The sequence below is a fragment of the Reyranella aquatilis genome, from assembly GCF_020880995.1.
Lineage (GTDB): Bacteria > Pseudomonadota > Alphaproteobacteria > Reyranellales > Reyranellaceae > Reyranella > Reyranella aquatilis.
Window position 1 is genome coordinate 151152 of sequence record NZ_JAJISD010000004.1, and the last position, 16038, is coordinate 167189.

Consider the following 16038-nt stretch of genomic DNA (forward strand, 5'->3'; position numbering starts at 1 on the left):
ACGACGAAATCCATGCCCGGCCCGCGGAGTCGCTGTACGGCCCCACCCGGCTGTCCTAACTCGCCATCCTTTTCCCGCCGTCGGCCCGCGACGAAGAGCGGGCGTGTGCTGCAGCGCTCCACGCCCGCTTCGGATCGTCGGTGCCGCCGCCCACCGGCAACCATTTCAGCGTCGATCTCGGCACACTGCGCCTGGTCTGGGAGCGCCATTCCGAATTCGTGCGCTACACTTTCATCGCGGCGTCCAACGTCCCCGACGCGCCGTGGGATGAACCTCCGGCCCTGTCGCTGGTCGACGCCGACTGGCTCGGACCCTGCCGGGATCGGTCATGCTGGCGACCCATGCCCTCCTGACGCGCAATCTCCGCAACCGGCCTCACGGAGAAATCGCGACGGCGATGTTCGAGGGCAACCTGCTGGCGGGCTGCGAAGTCGCCGGCGGCGCCGCGTTCGCCTGTACCGACTTCCGTATCCACGCCGACGGCTTCAGCCGCATCCTGGTCGACGACCGTCGCGCTGACGCGCGAGCTCCAGAAGCAGGCCGTCCTGCAGACCGTGAACCGGCGCGCCGACATCCAGCTGCGGCTGCAATCCACCGTCGAGGGGCTCTCGGTGGCCGCCGTCACCTACTACATCGTCGGCCAGGTCGCCTACGGGGCGAAGTCCGCAGCCGCCTGGGCCTCAAGATCGATGCCGACCTCACCGTTGGCATCAGCATCCCTGTCGTTGCCGTCCTCGTTGCGCGCGGCCTGCGCCGCGTTCATCGGCTCGTGATGCACCAGCATTCCTGACGAGGCGGGCCAGCCTGGAATTGACCGCTGGAGCATATCGTCACGACTATCAGAAATCTTCGAAACCGCGGATCGCCGAGGTCCTGTCGCCCCTACATCGTCGATGCGCCCTCCACCGTCCGGCACTGCTGCCCGGCCCAGGCATCGGCATGGACCTGCCGACGAAGATGTAGTCGCTCCATGAATTGTCTGTTCTATTCCCGCTGGAGCAGTCACTTCGGGAGGTAGCGTTGGCTACAAGTTCGGGTCCGGCGCCGGCGGCAGTTCAGAACGCAATCCAGGATTATCTGACCGATCTCGGTCAGTACTTTTCCACGCACGGCCTCACCTACACCGCCACGTGCGAGATCGTGGCAGGCACCTCCGTCGACAATCAGATCTGGGAAGCCGGCGCCCTGCCCGACCAGGCCGTGTTCGTCGGCAGCGCGGTCAAGACCTTCATGCTGGCCGAGTATCTGCGCAGTGGCCTGTCGGAATCCTCACTCGCCATCATCGACGATTCCATCCGGTCGATCAGCAGCACGGTGTTCGGCGACGAGACGCTGGCCGGCCAGCCCTACCCCGATCTGGTCCTGCAGGGCCAGACGCTGGTGCGCAACGTCCTCGAGGCGATGATCAGCCACAGCGACAATACCGCGACGGACTCGATCCTGGCGGCCGTGGGCGCCGACCGAGTGCGGCAGCTGATCGAGGAGGTCGGGCTGTCGTCGGTGCAGATCCCCGAATCGACGCGTCGCCTGTTCACCTATCTCGCCTCCGGAGAGGACAAGAACGTCGACTGGGACACGCTCAAGAGCCTCGTCGAGAACCCGCCCAATCCGCAGGATGCGATCAACGGCGTGCAGTCCATGATGGCCTCCGCCGCCGACATGGTGCGCTGGTATCAGACGGCACTGCAGGACTCGAGCTTCTTCACGCCCGCGGCGCTGGCGGAGTTCAAGCGCATCTCGGCGATGGCCGACGCCCTCCACCTGATCGTTCCCGAAAACCTCGCCTCCTACGGCAAGGGAGGAAGCATCACCTGGAACGATTTCGGCTGCATCACGGTGTCCGGGCAGATGGAGATGCCGACGACGGATCCGGGACGGCCGTGGGTGCCGCTCACCTTCAGCTTCAACATCAATTGGGGAAGCGACGATCCGCAGATCTTCGACGAAGTCGCCGGCATCCTGGTCGGTACGGCCCGCCAAGTCCTGTCGGCCTCCCTGGATGCGTTCTACTGGACCTCGACCGATTTCGTCCTGACCGTCGCGGCCGACAATCTCACCGGCACGGCGGGCCGCGACGACTTCGCGGGACCGGGCGGCGGTCTGGATCAGCTCTACGGTTTGGGCGGTGACGATTCGTTCAGCATCCGCGCCAGCCAGACGGGGCTGATCAGCGGCGGCGACGGCTACGACACGGTCAATGCCATCGACGACCGGCTCAGCGCCGGCCTGACCCTCGATACGGTCGAGGCGCTCAATGCCTCGGAGACGAACCTGCACGCCTCCGTCGCCCAGCTCGGGCAGTTCTCCCGGATCGTCGCGCCGGCCGGAAGCACGGACTTTCATCTGTTCCTGCGCGACGTTGGCGGCGTTCTGGACCTGTCGACCCGGTTCGTTTCTCCGATCCTCCTGCATGTCGATGCGGCGGAGGCCACGTCGCAGGTCACGGTGGTCGGGACGTCGCACGACGACGACCTTTCGGGTTCCTCCCATGACGACACGCTGATCGGGGGGCAGGGCAACGACGCCCTCTCCGGTGGCGACGGGACGGACTATCTCTATGGCCAGGCCGGCGACGACAGGCTGAGCGGGGGCGGCCCGGGCGCCGCGCCGAACCAGCTGTGGGGCGGCGAAGGCAGCGACACGGCTTCGTATGCCGGCATCACGGGCACCGTCTATGCCGACATCGCGCTGCAGGCCGGACTGGTCGACGGCGCGCTGGCCGACACCATGAACTCCATCGAGAACCTGACCGGCGGCTCCGGAACCAACACGCTGGTCGGCGACGCTTCCGCCAATGTGCTGCGGGGCGGCTCTGGTATCGACTATCTCTACGGACAGGACGGCGACGACTCGCTGATCGGCGGCGCCGCGCCCGTGGGTGCCACCAACCAGTTGTGGGGCGGATCGGGCAGCGACACCGCCTCCTATGCCGGCACCGGCGGCGCGGTCTATGCGGACCTCGCGGTACAGGCGGGCTATGTCGGCGGCACGCTGGTCGACCAGATGAACTCGATCGAAAATCTCACGGGCAGTTCGAACGCCGACATACTCGCCGGCGACGGAGGCGCCAACCGGATCGCGGGCGGCGGCGGCGCGGATGCACTCTGGGGCCGCGGCGGTGTCGACGTCTTCGTCTTCTCGGCCTATGCCGACAGCAATCTCGCGACCGGCTACGACACGATCGGTGATTTCGTCTCCGGGGTGAGCAAACTCGATTTCCGGGCCCTCGCCACCGACGCGTCGCATGTCCTGATCCAGTCGGACGGAACCTCGACGAGCGTGTACGTCGAGAAAACACCGGGCCAGTTCAATGCCTCTACGGACCTCGCCATCGCCGTCATCGGCGCCGATGCCGTGGCTATGGGCGACATCCTGTTCACATAGGACGCCGCGGGTCCTTTCAGCGGTCGTTGGTCAGGACGCGGCAGGTGGTGTTGCCGCCGACATAGTCGTCCAGCATGGGCCAGCCTGGCTCGCTGATCTGCGGCAACAGGGCGGCAAGGCGCCGCGCCTCGTCGCGTTCGGGAAACCGCGCGCGATAAAGCTCGGCCCAGGCCATGTAGTGACGGCCATTGCCGCGACGGACCAGAAAGCTGAAATCCTGCGAACTGCCGACTTCGCCGTCGGTCACGGCCGGCAGGAGTTCGGGCTGTTCGATGCCGTCCAGGAGAAACGCGATCGCGCGATGCAGGTCCACGCCGTCCGCCCGCGGCAGCCACAGGTCCACGCCGAACGGTTGCAGCAGGTCCGCCAGATAGACCAGGGACGCGATGGCATGACGCTGGTACCACAAGGCGCGCGAGCCGCGCGCCATCTCCAGCGGCAGCCCGCCATCGGCACGCATCCCGTCGATCGTTGCCACGGCGGTTTGCGCCGCCTTGTCGGCGAGTTCGCGACTGCCCGTCAGGGTCGCCCATTGCGCCGCGACGGTCGCCCTCAGAAGAGCATGGTTGTTGTAGTTGCTGACCGCCTTTGCCTTCGCGCGGCTCTTCTCTCCTCCGGTCGGCACGTCCTGGAGGGCGACGAGGTCGCCGAGCCAGCGTTCGATCTCCGCCCGGTGGACTTTGCCCTCCGGCGACGTGCGCAGTTCCATCCATGAGCCCAGGATCGCAATCAGGGCGCGACGCAGGGAATAGATCGAGTTGGTGTTGCTGGCGGCAGGACCTGCGTCGACGACCTCCCGGAGCGCTCCGGCGCGTGCCCAGTGCACGAGCGCTTCCACGCCGCGGCCGGCGGCGGATTCGTCGTGCCGTCCGCGCCATGCCGCCGCCGCTTCCATCTGCAGCAACGAGAAGGGTTCGATCGCCCGGTCGGTGCCGTGGTGGGCCGGCCCCTGGATCGCGACGATCGGCGCCGGCTCGCCGTGGCCCGCGGGAGGACGGCAAGCCTTGTAGGCCGTCGACTGACCGAGTGCAGGCGAGGCGATCAGGATCAGCAGAGCGATGAGGATGACGCGCCTCATGGCAGCACCGTCAGCCTGAGTTCATGAAGGGTGTAGAGGCTGGGCAGGCGCAGGACGCCGGCATAGCTCACGATCGTCAGCACGAGGCCCGCCATGGCCACGCTGGTGAGGTAGAAAGCGACTGCATTCCGCACCCGGTCGGCCAAGCCGCCGCCGAAGCCGGCCTTCTGGTCGCCCCGGTTGGTCCAGCGCTGCTTGGACAGCCGGAACAGGCAGTAGACCTTCACCGCCGCATTCACGAACTGGTTGACGTAGAGCAGCAGCGGATAGACGAGATGGATCTCGCGCGAATAGCCGAACAGAACGAACGCCTGCCACAGCCGCGTGATGGCGATCCAGATGAAGTAGGTGGCGAGATAGGCTGGCGACACCAGCACCGCGCCCATGAGGCCGAGGATCGGGCTGACCAGCATGGTCCACATGGCGATCCGCTGGTCGACGATGCACCACCAGATGAAGAAGCCGGTGCGACGCGGTCCGAGCGCGATGGCGCGCGCACCGTTCCGCAGCATGTTGCCCGACCAGCGCCGCAGGTTCTGCACCATGCGCTCGTAGCCGGAACCCTCGATATGCTCGACCGTGTAGGCGATGGAGTCGGGCACGTACATCATCTTCGCGCCGGCCCGCAGCATGTAGTACCAGGTGGTCTTGTCGTCGCCCGACAGAAAGCGGAAGCGACCCCACAGCCAGTGTTCGAGATGATCCTCCTCGACCAGCTCGTAGAATTCCGGCCGGATGACATGGTTGACGCGATACAGCGAGAGACGGCCCGTGAGGGTCAGGACCTTGCCCGCGAGCGCATGGCTCTGCATGGCAATGCGACGCTGGGCGAAGCGCATGGTGAGCCACAGCTGGATCCAGCGCGGACCGAAGCAGATGACCTCCTCGTCGGTGGTCATCGCCTCGAGCGTGGGGTCGGCAACGAACAGCGACGCGCACTTCGCGAGCATGCCGTCGCCGATGATCGAATCGCCATCCATGAAGACGACGACGTCGTCCTCAAGAACCTCACCCCGCTCGCGGCCTTTGGCCATGGCGCGCAGGGAGGCGCCGATGCCATAGCGCTTCCCCGGCTTGGTCTGGCGGGCGATCTCGAAGCGCACTTCGACGTCGCGGCCATGCTCGGCCAGGAAGTCCGCGATCACGATCTCGTCGCTCTCGTCTCCGGAGCCCAGCCAGATCGTGCCCGGCAGGCCGGTGGCCCGGAGTTCGCGCAGGATACTGTCGACCACGGCATGAGTGATCTCCGTTCTCTCGCGGAACGTCGTCATCATGAAATGGACCCGGCGCGGCCGTTGTCCGGACTGCCAGGATTCGTCGGCGAGGCGGCGCAGCGCGGGATAGCGCACGAAGGCATAGATCCAGGCGCGCACCACGTGGGTCGTCCACCAGCCGAAGCGCCATAGGCCGAGGCCGCCGATCACGATGGTGACGTGCCGCGCGACCGGATCCCACAGCGTGTTGGGGACGCTCAGCAGCAGGATCACGCAGATCGCCACGTAGCTCAGGAGTCCGAACAGCACGGCCGGGTTCCACTTCGCCCAGAAGCCGGGCTGGGGCACCATGTCGGCGAACTGGATCACGCCGGGTGTGGGGGGAGCCTTGGCCATCGCGCTCACAGCCGCTTCTCCGCAGGCGGCCGCGCATGCCGATGCTCGGCCGTGCTGAAATCGCCGAGCACGGTGTCGAGAGAGCGGCGCTGGAAGGAAACGACGGCCGGCGTGCCGGGCTCGAGCTCGCGGCGGAGCCGCTCGCTCTCGTCGTTGTCAAGACGCAGGGCGACGCGCGCCGTACGGTCGAGGTCACCCTGGCGCACGCCGCTGTCCCGCGCCTGGCGCCAAGTGTAGCGGCTCTCGACATCGTCGAGGAAGCCGGCGGCCCGGTCGATTGAGACGACATGCGCGGCGAGCCGCACGCGCAGCGCCGGAATGTAGATGGTGGCGGCGTCGCCGACGCCGACGCGCAGAACCTCGCTCTGGGTCAGGAAGGCGTTGATGGTGCGCTCCCCGTTGCGCTCGTAGACGGCGACGGTATCGCCGGCGCGCACGGCGCTGCCCTCGCCATGCAGCACTCGCATGATCCGGCCATCGCCGGTCGCGGTGACGACCGCCGCCGCGCGGCGCTCCTGCCAGACGCGCAGTTCCTCCGTCGCCACGTCGATCTCGCTGCGGGCGCGCTGCACCGAAGCCTCCAGCTCGGCCAGTCGGCCGGTCACCCGGTTGCCGTCGAAGAAGCGTCCCGCCTCGGCCGAAGCGACCAGCGCGCGGCGCTGTTCCTCGACGATCCGCGCGCGCGTGAGCTGCGCGTTGAGGATCGCGAGCTGGTTGGTCTGGTCTTCCAGCTTGTGACGCGCTGCGAACCCCTGCGAGAACAGCTCGCTAAAGCGGTCGACGCGCAGCTTCGCCGTGGCGACCTGGTCCTCCAGGGAAGCGATGTCGGCCTGGATCGCCCGCAGCTCGGCCTGCGTGACGATCAACGTGTCGTCCCGCTTGGCCTTCTCGGACGCGAGTTCCGCCTCCTGCTGCCGTAGCGCGTGCCGTGCCCGCTCGAGCTGGACGCTCGCGAGCGAGACCTGGCGCTCGACCTCGGGGTCCTGGATCTTGGCCAGCCGGCTGCCGTTGGTCACCACGCTGCCGGGCTTCATGCCGACCCCGAGCATCACGCCGTCGGAAGGCGCGCGGATCGGTTCAACGGCGCCCGCGATGACCGCTGAGTCGACTTCGAGTCGGACGACGTTGGCGTACACCAGGGCACCGCCATAGACGATGGCGGCCCCCCCGGCGGCAGCCCACAGCAGGCCCATCGTCACGCGACGGGCCAGGCTGCGTACGTTGGCAGCGGGCTTTGACATGATGGCGATCCCCGGGGTCCTGCCGACTACCAGCAGACCCCGCGATAGCCCGGCTGGGCCCGCAGGGACGTCGGCAGGCGGACCAGGTCGATCACGGTGCTTTCCGGATGACGGGCCTCGAGCGCCGCGATGAAGTCCTGCGTGCCGTGCGACACGACGATCACGTCGCAGCCGCCGATCAGCTCTTCAGCCGTGTCGGTCAGCAGATCCGGCAGAGCCTGCAGGGCCACGCGGGTCGACGGGCTCGCCGCCTTGAGATATCCGCTGGCGAGACGGACGCCCGCCGTATTCACATTTCGATCGTGCGCCAGCACCTTGTAGCCGGCATCGATCAGGCGACCCAGCAGGTCGATCTGCGGGCTTTCGCGCAGGTCGTCGGTACCGTCCTTGAACGTCACGCCCAGGAGACCGATCCGCTTGGCGCCGGCTTCGGCGATCAGGCGGAAGGCGTGATCGATATGCGAATCGTTCGACCGCAGAAGGCTGTCGATCAGGGGAACCTCGACGCCGTTGGCATGGGCGAGGCCGGTGATGGCCCGCACGTCCTTGGGCAGGCACGAGCCACCAAAGGCGAAGCCGGGCTTGAGGTAGTAGGGAGAGAGGTTGAGCTTCCGGTCCTGGACGAAGATGTCCATGACCTTGTGGCTGTCGACGTCGGCTGACTGGCAGATCTTGCCGATCTCGTTGGCGAAGGCGACCTTCACGGCATGCCAGGTGTTGTCGACGTACTTCACCATTTCGGCCGCCTCGATCGAGGTGCGCAGGAGCGGCGCCTCGATGGAGCGATAGACACGGGCGAGCATTTCGCCGCTGCGCTGGTCGTACTCGCCGATCACCGTCTTGGGCGGGGCGTAGAAGTCGGCGATGGCGACGCCCTCGCGCAGGAACTCGGGGTGGAAGCACAGGCCGAAGTCGGTGCCGCAACGCTTGCCCGACACGCGCTCGATCTCCGCAAGAACGACATTGCGGGTGGTGCCGGCCGGAATGGTGCTGCGCACGACGACCAGGTGATACTCGCTCTTCAGCGCCAGGGCGCTGCCGATCTCGCCCGCGACCGCCTTGAGGGCCGACAGGTCGACCGTGCCGTCGGCGCGGCTCGGCGTTCCGACGCAGACGAAGGTCAGGTCGGTCTCGAGCACGCCGTCGAGCACGTTGTTGTGCGCCGTGATCAGTTCGCCCGCGACACCGTCGGTCAGCGCCTCGCCCAGGCCCGCCTCGACGATCGGCGAAGCGCCGGCAGCGATCTGCTCGACCTTGCCGAGGTCGAGGTCGATGCCGACCACGCGATGGCCAAGCTGCGCGAAGCAGGCGACCGAGACGGCGCCGACGTAGCCGAGGCCGACGACCGAAATGGCCGGCAGCGCGATCGGCTCGTCGGCCAGCGACAGGGCGGGGTTGGCGGCGGTGAATGTGCGGGTCTCGTAAAGCATGGCGTTTTCTCCAAGGGCAGCCGGAATTGGCGTGTGCCAATCCCTTCCCAAGACACGTGCCAACCGTGCCAATTGGAGAAAACGACGCTATTTCAATGAGTTGAGAGAATCGCTGCGGGCGCGGTGCGTTGCGATTTGCAAATTGCGCCGAGCCGGCTGCGCATCGCGCTTTGCAGGTTGCGAATGACCGCCCGGCCGATCAGGCCTGCTCGGCCTGCCAGGCCTGTATGCGACGGTAGATGGTCGAAGGGCTGACCTGCAGCGCCGCCGCGGCCTTCGGAATGTTGCCGTCGCACTGTGCGATCGCCCGCTCGATGGTCCGTCGCACGACCGTGTCCAGCGGTTCGAGGATCGTCGTCGATTCAGCGGCCGGCATTGCGATCGGTCGAGCGGCCGCCCCCGCCGCGCCACCGACGCCGAGCTGGAAGGCCCGCGGCAACATGTCGAACTCCACCGTCGTCCCCTCGTTCAGCACCACGATGTTGCGCACCGTGTTCTGGAGTTCGCGTACGTTTCCGGGCCAGGCATAGGCCAGCAGGGCCGCCTCGACGGCCGGCGAAAAGCCGGTGAACTTCTTTGCGTCCTCGACCGCGAACTGCCGCAGGAAATGGCGCGCAATCAGCAGCACGTCATGGTCCCGCTCGCGCAACGGCGGGAGATCGACCGGAATCACGTTCAACCGATAGAACAGGTCCTCGCGGAAGCGGCCGGCGGCGACTTCCGACTGGGGGTCGCGGTTGGTGGCGCAAACGATCCGGACATCGGCCACCCGCGGCTTGTCCTCGCCGACGCGCTGCACCGTTCCCGTCTGCAGGAAACGCAGCATCTTCGCCTGCAGGCCGAGATCCATCTCGCAGATCTCGTCGAGGAACAGCGTGCCACCGTTGGCCTGCAGCGCCGCACCGGCGCGGTCGGCCGTGGCGCCGGTGAACGCCCCCTTGGCGTGTCCGAAGACTTCGCTTTCCAGCAGGTCGCGCGGGATGGCGGCACAGTTGATGGCGACGAACGGCTTCTCCCGCCGGCGGCTCAGCTTGTGCAACGCGTCGGCGCAGAGTTCCTTGCCCGTCCCGCTCTCGCCCGTCACGAACACGGTCGCCTTGCTGGCCGCTGCATTCTGCACGATCCGGTAGATCGACTGCATGGCCATCGACTGGCCGATGAAGCCGCAGAACCGGTCCCGGCCGGTCTCCTCCTGGATGGCGGCAACCTGCGATTCGAGCTTGCGGCGCTCCAGGGCGTTCCGGACGGTGACCCGCAGGCGGTCGGCGCTGAACGGCTTCGTCAGGAAGTCGAGTGCGCCTTCCTTCATCGATTCCACGGCGAGCCGCACCGAAGCCTGGCCGGTCACGATCACGACTTCGATGGGCAGACTGCGACTGCGAATCTCACGCAGCAGGTCTATGCCGTTCATGTCCGGGAGGTTCACGTCCAGCACGAGGACGTCGGGAGGAAGCACCGTGACGGCGGCAAGCGCCTGTTTGCCGGTGCCTAGTATGTCGACGCTGCAGTTTTCGGTCTTGAGATACTCGGCGTAAGTCTCCGCCAGGGCCGGGGCATCCTCTACGATCAGCACCCGACCACGCGCATTCAGCATGGGGCTCCCTTCCCCTGTTTCTCCTTCCTAGTTAGTCCAAAGCATCGCAACTGACCAGACGGTCCCCGGCCGCCGCCAGCCGGGACCGATGCATGAAGGCAAGCCCCAGGGCCGTGGCATGCGGCATGAGGTTGAAACCGTCGAAGCCGACATGCAGGGCAAGCTGGTCGAACGGCAGCAGCAGCCGGCTGGCGTTCTCGAGGTCGGTTTCGGTCGGGGCGCCGACCAGGCGGGCGCTCGTCCCGTAGAAAATGTGCGCCTTGGCGCACCGCTGATTGCCGTTGACGATGAAGGAGCCGAGCGGCGCAATTTCACCGCACTCGAAGCCGGTTTCCTCGAGCAACTCCCGGCGCGCCGCGACCTCGGGAGCTTCACCCGGCTCGAGCAGGCCTCCCGGAAATGTGAGGCACGCGCGACCGGCGCCGTGCTTGTAGCCCTTGAGCATGACGGCGAAGTCGTCGGCAGTCACCGCCACCAGTACGACGAAGTCTGGCAGGGCAACTTGGTAGTAGTCGTCGATCTCGCGACCGTCCGGCAGCCTCACGCGCTCCCGCCATACGGACAGGCGCGGACCCGCGTCGAAGGCGAGGGAGCGATCGAGGACGCGCCAGGCGGATTGGGCACTAGGCATGAATGTTTCTTTCAGGAAGTCGCCCGGCGACGCAGGAGCGCCGCCGGGCGGTACCGGATCAGATGATGAAGACGTCGTGATCGATGTGCGCCAGCATGTCGTGCGAGCCCTTCAGCGTGGCAATGTCGATATGACCGCCCTTGCCGGTGTCGAGCACAACATGCAGACCGTTGTCGGCCATGACGAAGGAGATGTCCTTCGTGCCGTGCTCCAGCATGTAGGACGACACGTCGATGCGGTCACGTCCGACCTCGAAGTCCTGGATCACGTCGCCAGATGACTTGCCGTCGGTGGCCAGGAAGACGAACGTGTCGTTGCCCTCGCCGCCCGTAAGCGAATCCTTTCCGGCGCCACCGATCAGGATGTCGTCGCCGCTGCCGCCCTTGAGCGCGTCGGTCCCGGAGCCACCCGCCAGCCAGTCGCGGCCCGCGCCGCCGTCCAGCGTGTCGTTGCCGGTTCCGCCATCGAGAGCGTCGTTGCCCGAACCGCCGGTCAGCTTGTCGTTGGCGTCGCCGCCCGCCAGCTTGTCGTCGCCCGATCCGCCGTCCAGCGTGTCGGTGCCGTTGCCACCTTCGAGGGCATCGTTGCCCGCGCCGCCGGCCAGGCTGTCGTTGCCTTCGTCGCCGACCAGCGCGTCGCTGCCGTCGCCGCCGGCGAGCTTGTCGTCGCCGCTTCCGCCGACCAGGCGGTCGTCACCGGAGCCGCCGTCGAGACTGTCGTTGCCCGAGCCGCCGTCGAGCGTGTCGGCATCCGCGCCGCCGCTCAGCTCGTCGTTGCCGGCATCGCCCACCAGCTTGTCCTTGCCAGAGCCGCCCACGAGCTTGTCGTTGCCGGCGCCCCCGATCAGAACATCGTCTCCCGTTCCGCCGTCCAGGAGGTCGTCACCCGCCTCGCCGGACAGGGTGTCGTTGCCCGACCCGCCATAGACCTTGTCGTTGCCCGATCCGCCGAAGGCCGAATCGTCACCGCTTCCGCCGTAGATCGTGTCGTTGCCGTTGTCGCCGTAGAGCTTGTCGTGGCCCGCACGCCCGTAGATCGTGTCGTTGCCCTCGCCGCCGGAGATCGTGTCGTTCTCCGAACCGTCGACATACGGCTTGGGACCGCTGCCGGCCGCTTGCGAATCGCCCTCCGACGAACCCGTCTTGCCATGGGCAGTCAGGACCTGGACGTTGGCCTTGCCGATGTCGATGGTGATCACCGAATCGTCGAAATCGCGATCGCCGCCCCCCTTGAGGTCCTCGAAGCCGATATGCACCAGGCCCTTGGCGGCATCGACGGTGCCGGCCGTGTGCAGGATGCCATCGTTGTTCAGGGGAAGCGTCTTGCCGTAGGCGGCGCTGTGATAGTCGTCACCCTTGACCAGGATGGACTTGCCGTCCTTGTCGACGAACCAGAGCTGCGGATCGACGGATTGCAGCGTCGCCGCATTGCCCTTGCCGTCGCGAAACTCGAAATGACCGTTCGTCAGCTTCGAGAAATCGTTGAAGGACGCGCCATTCGACACGACGAAGAAGCCAAGCTGGTCGCCGGCCTGCAGGTCGAGCGGCTTGCTGTCGCCGACCGACATGCTGCCGCCGCTGCCCTTGAGGCTGGCATTGGCCCACAGGACCTGCACGTCGACGATCTTGCCGTCCACGACCTTGTACCATCCCACCGTGTTGAGATAGCCGGCGGTCTCGCCCTGGAAGGTGACCGTGCCCTTGTAGGCCTCGCTGACCACGAGGCGGTCGAGCCGGGCGACCGAGGGACCGGATCCGCCGCCGAACAGGACGTCGTTGCCGGACTGGCCGGACAGCACGTCGTTGCCGCGACCGCCATAGGCCACGTCGCTGCCGGAGCCGGCATAGACGGTATCGTTCCCCTGTCGGGCGAGGAAAAGCTCGTCGATCGAGCCTCCCTTCAGAACGTCGTCCTTCGTCGTGCCGACGATCGGACTCTGCATTGAATCAGACAAAATTGGACCTCTTCACAAAGGTGTGCCGGTTTCTCGCCCCGGGAGAGGCACACATATTTCAGGGTTGGTGGGGCAGAAGGCGGTGAGCGGATCAGGTCCGGCCGTAGACGTCGTCGAAGCGCTCGATATCGTCTTCGCCGACATAGTCGCCGCACTGGACCTCGATCAGGACCAACGGCTGGTCGGTCCGGTTCGTCAGCCGATGGATGGCGCGCAGCGGTATGTAGATCGATTGGTCGGGACGGAGTTCGCGCTCAATGCCGTCGAGTTCGACGATCGCGGTTCCCTGGACGACCACCCAGTGCTCGGCGCGCCGCGCATGGCGCTGCCGCGACAGGCATCCACCCGGCGCCACGACGATACGTTTGACCTGATACCCGGGATCGGCGGCAATCGATTCGTAAGCGCCCCACGGCCGCAGAACGGGCTCGGCGGCAACGCGATGTTGAATGTCCTGAGTTGGCATGTCGTCCTCGTCCCATTGGGTCGAGGCGTTGGTCTGCAACCGGCAGGCCATCGATCAGCAAAACATCAACGTCTTGAAAACAAAGCGGAATCGGCTTTGCGCGGCTTCCGACGTTCATCGCGTTTTGCAACGACATCGCGTCGCCTTCGCGATTTGCAATGCGCTATGTGTTGCCCATCGCTGCAAGCGCCCGCCGACCATGGGCCAGCAGGCCTGCAACGCACGCCGCCTGCTCCCCATCGGATGCAAGCTCGGCGGCGACCGCGGCCTCGGCGGCGCGCACCGCACCGAACTGACCGAATAGTCCCACGAGTCGATGGGCCGCCCTGCGGATGCGAGCGGCGTCAAGGCTCCGGGCCGCATCCTCGAGTTCGTCGAGCGATTCGCCGACATCCTGGCGACAACGCGCCACGAGCCGCTCGAAGGCCTCCGCTCCGACCGACTCGCGCAGTTCATCGAGCGCGGTGCGATCGAGGATCGCTTCGTCGCCCGCCTCGCTGGTCTGGTCCGGGCCAGACGAAACCATGCGTTCCACCACAGAGGCGAGCTCACGCGGGCGAAGTGGCTTGGCAAGGGTGTCGTTTGCCCCGGCCGCCAGGGCGCGCGCCCTCTCCTCGGGCTGACCGAAAGCCGTGAACGCGACGATCGGTATCTTCGCTACCGGGCCATCGAGGGCGCGGATCGCCCGACTCGCCTCCAGCCCGTCCATGATCGGCATCTGCACATCCATCAGGACGAGATCGAAGCCGCCGGCCTTGACCGCCGCCAGGGCAGCGGCGCCGTCGCTCCTGATCTCGACCCGATGCCCCATCTTCTCCAGAAGCGCGCGGACCAGAACCTGATTGGCGGTGACATCCTCGGCCACAAGAATCGAGAGTGAACAGGTGCTTGCGGCATCGGTGCGCGGCGTCACCTCGCCGGCGCCGTCGAGATCGAACTCGAGCTCGAACCAAAAAGTCGATCCCGTGCTGCGGCTGTCGACCCCGATCGATCCCCCCATGAATTCGACGAGCTGGCGGCAGATCGCCAGACCGAGTCCCGTGCCGGTGCCCGGGAGGGCGGCAGCCTCGGCACCCTGCTCGAACGGCTTGAAAAGCCGGCTCCGCAGTTCCGGCGGGATTCCGGCGCCGGTGTCCTCGACGGCGAAACGCAGCCTCGCCGAGCCCTCTCGACGCTCGAGCAGCGTACAGGACAGGGTCACACGGCCGGTATCGGTGAACTTCACGGCATTGCTCAGCAGATTGAGCAGGATCTGGTTCACGCGCCGCACGTCGCCGCGCAGGCGCAGCGGAACATCCGGTGCAAGCTTCGAAGAGATGGTGAGTCTCCCGGCACCGGGCAGGCCGCGCGACACGGCGACGGCGCTGTCGGCCAGCTCCCGCACGTCGAACGGTTCGACCGCCAGCCCGAATCGCCCGGCCTCGAACCGCGAGAAATCGAGAATGTCGTTGATGAGGGACAGCAGGTGCGTTGCCGACTTCTCGATCATGTCGACGTGCTGCTTCTGGACGGCGTCCAGCGGCGAATCGACGAGCAGGCTCGACAGGCCGATCACGGCATTCATGGGCGTGCGAATTTCGTGGCTCATCCGCGCGATGAAATCCGACTTCGCGCGGTCGGCAATTTCGGCGGCTTCCTTGGCTTGCCGGAACTCGCGTTCTCGCTCCTTCCGTTCCGTGATGTCGCGCAGATGGCCGACCAGGAGTTTTTCCGTCGACCTCGCCGCGGAGATGGTGATCTCGCAGGGAAACTCGGTTCCGTCGGCCCGGAGGCCCCTGATCTCGTGCCGCACGGTGCCGTCGGGCACCTTGTCTTCTTCGACGTAGAGCCGAAGCCCTTCCTTCAGAGCCGCTCGAAAGCGCTCGGGAATCACGACGTCGACCGGCACCCTGCCGATGATGTCGGCCCGGCGATGTCCAAACACCGTCTCGACGGCCTGATTGACGTCCACGGCGCGGCCCTCTCCGTCGACGCAGAAGATGCAATCCGGGGTGGCGTCCATGGTCGCTCGCAGCCGCTCCTCGCTGCGGCGCAACGCGGCTTCGCGCTCCTTGATCTCCGTGATGTCCACGCGCAAGCCGACCGTTTCACCGGTGGTCGTCCGCCGCTCCAGGATTCGGATCCACCGCCCGTCGGCCGTCCGCTGCTCGATCGGCATTCGAGGGTCACGATGCTGACGCAGGCGCTCCGCAATCCAATCCTCTTCCCGACCGATCGCCTCGGGGTATTGGCCGCGCCGCACACCTTCCCGGAGCCCCGCCTCGTAGGACGTACCTATGCCAATGAGGTCAGCACTCTCCGGATAGAGTTCGCGATAGCGCTGGTTATAGAGGGCGATGCGGTCGTCGGCGTCGAAGAGCACGAATCCGTCGGGCAGTGTTTCCAGTGCCGCAACCAGCAGGGAAGACATATGCGGATCGATCCGCACAGCCGGCACGACTTCGCGCAGGACGACGATGCGCTCTCCGGCACCACCGCCAGGATGCTCCTCGACGGAGAATTCCAAAGTGCAGGCGGCACCGACCGCTCCCGCTGCGTTGAACAGACCGGACTCGGGGCATCGGGCAGCCGCCCCGGTAAGGCGCTCGCGCAGCGCTCCGCCCCAGTGTTCGGCGTCGCGCGCCAGCAGAGCCATGCCTCTCGCATTGCC

Annotated in this window: 10 protein-coding genes and 1 pseudogene; 2 read left to right on the forward strand and 9 right to left on the reverse strand. The window is 66.6% G+C overall.

The window, feature by feature from the left end; all coding sequences use genetic code 11:
- Positions 1-65: 65 nt before the first annotated feature.
- Both LJ725_RS29380 and LJ725_RS11175 read left to right on the forward strand, forming a co-directional pair.
- Positions 66-790 (forward strand): annotated as a pseudogene (locus LJ725_RS29380) (DUF3422 family protein).
- 230 nt (positions 791-1020) lie between these two features.
- On the forward strand, positions 1021-3384 hold the full coding sequence (locus tag LJ725_RS11175; RefSeq protein WP_230550733.1) for a calcium-binding protein: 2364 nt from the start codon (positions 1021-1023) through the stop codon (positions 3382-3384).
- A gap of 16 nt (positions 3385-3400) precedes the next feature.
- On the opposite strand, the gene LJ725_RS11180 is transcribed toward LJ725_RS11175, so the two are convergent.
- From LJ725_RS11180 to LJ725_RS11220, 9 genes are all read right to left on the reverse strand, one after another.
- Positions 3401-4462, reverse strand: a complete 1062-nt coding sequence (locus LJ725_RS11180; protein WP_230550734.1) for an alginate lyase family protein — start codon at positions 4460-4462, stop codon at positions 3401-3403.
- The gene (locus LJ725_RS11185; protein ID WP_230550735.1) at positions 4459-6072 is read right to left on the reverse strand and encodes a glycosyltransferase; all 1614 of its coding nucleotides are present in this window, start codon (positions 6070-6072) and stop codon (positions 4459-4461) included. The genes LJ725_RS11180 and LJ725_RS11185 overlap by 4 nt, the downstream gene beginning before the upstream one ends.
- 5 nt (positions 6073-6077) lie before the next feature.
- Complete coding sequence (locus tag LJ725_RS11190) at positions 6078-7313, reverse strand: HlyD family secretion protein (RefSeq protein ID WP_230550736.1); 1236 nt, start codon at positions 7311-7313, stop codon at positions 6078-6080.
- A 26-nt stretch (positions 7314-7339) separates the two neighbouring features.
- Complete coding sequence (locus tag LJ725_RS11195; protein WP_230550737.1) at positions 7340-8743, reverse strand: nucleotide sugar dehydrogenase; 1404 nt, start codon at positions 8741-8743, stop codon at positions 7340-7342.
- Between the two features lie 199 nt (positions 8744-8942).
- Positions 8943-10337, reverse strand: a complete 1395-nt coding sequence (locus LJ725_RS11200) for a sigma-54-dependent transcriptional regulator (RefSeq protein WP_230550738.1) — start codon at positions 10335-10337, stop codon at positions 8943-8945.
- A 31-nt stretch (positions 10338-10368) separates the two neighbouring features.
- The gene (locus LJ725_RS11205) at positions 10369-10881 is read right to left on the reverse strand and encodes an NUDIX hydrolase (RefSeq protein WP_230550739.1); all 513 of its coding nucleotides are present in this window, start codon (positions 10879-10881) and stop codon (positions 10369-10371) included.
- Between the two features lie 145 nt (positions 10882-11026).
- Positions 11027-12910, reverse strand: a complete 1884-nt coding sequence (locus LJ725_RS11210; protein WP_230550740.1) for a calcium-binding protein — start codon at positions 12908-12910, stop codon at positions 11027-11029.
- 103 nt (positions 12911-13013) lie between these two features.
- Positions 13014-13427 carry a phosphomannose isomerase type II C-terminal cupin domain gene (locus LJ725_RS11215; protein WP_230550741.1) on the reverse strand — a complete coding sequence of 138 codons (414 nt, stop codon included), beginning with the start codon at positions 13425-13427 and terminating at the stop codon, positions 13014-13016.
- A 124-nt stretch (positions 13428-13551) separates the two neighbouring features.
- Positions 13552-16023, reverse strand: a complete 2472-nt coding sequence (locus LJ725_RS11220) for a PAS domain S-box protein (protein WP_230550742.1) — start codon at positions 16021-16023, stop codon at positions 13552-13554.
- Positions 16024-16038 lie beyond the last annotated feature (15 nt).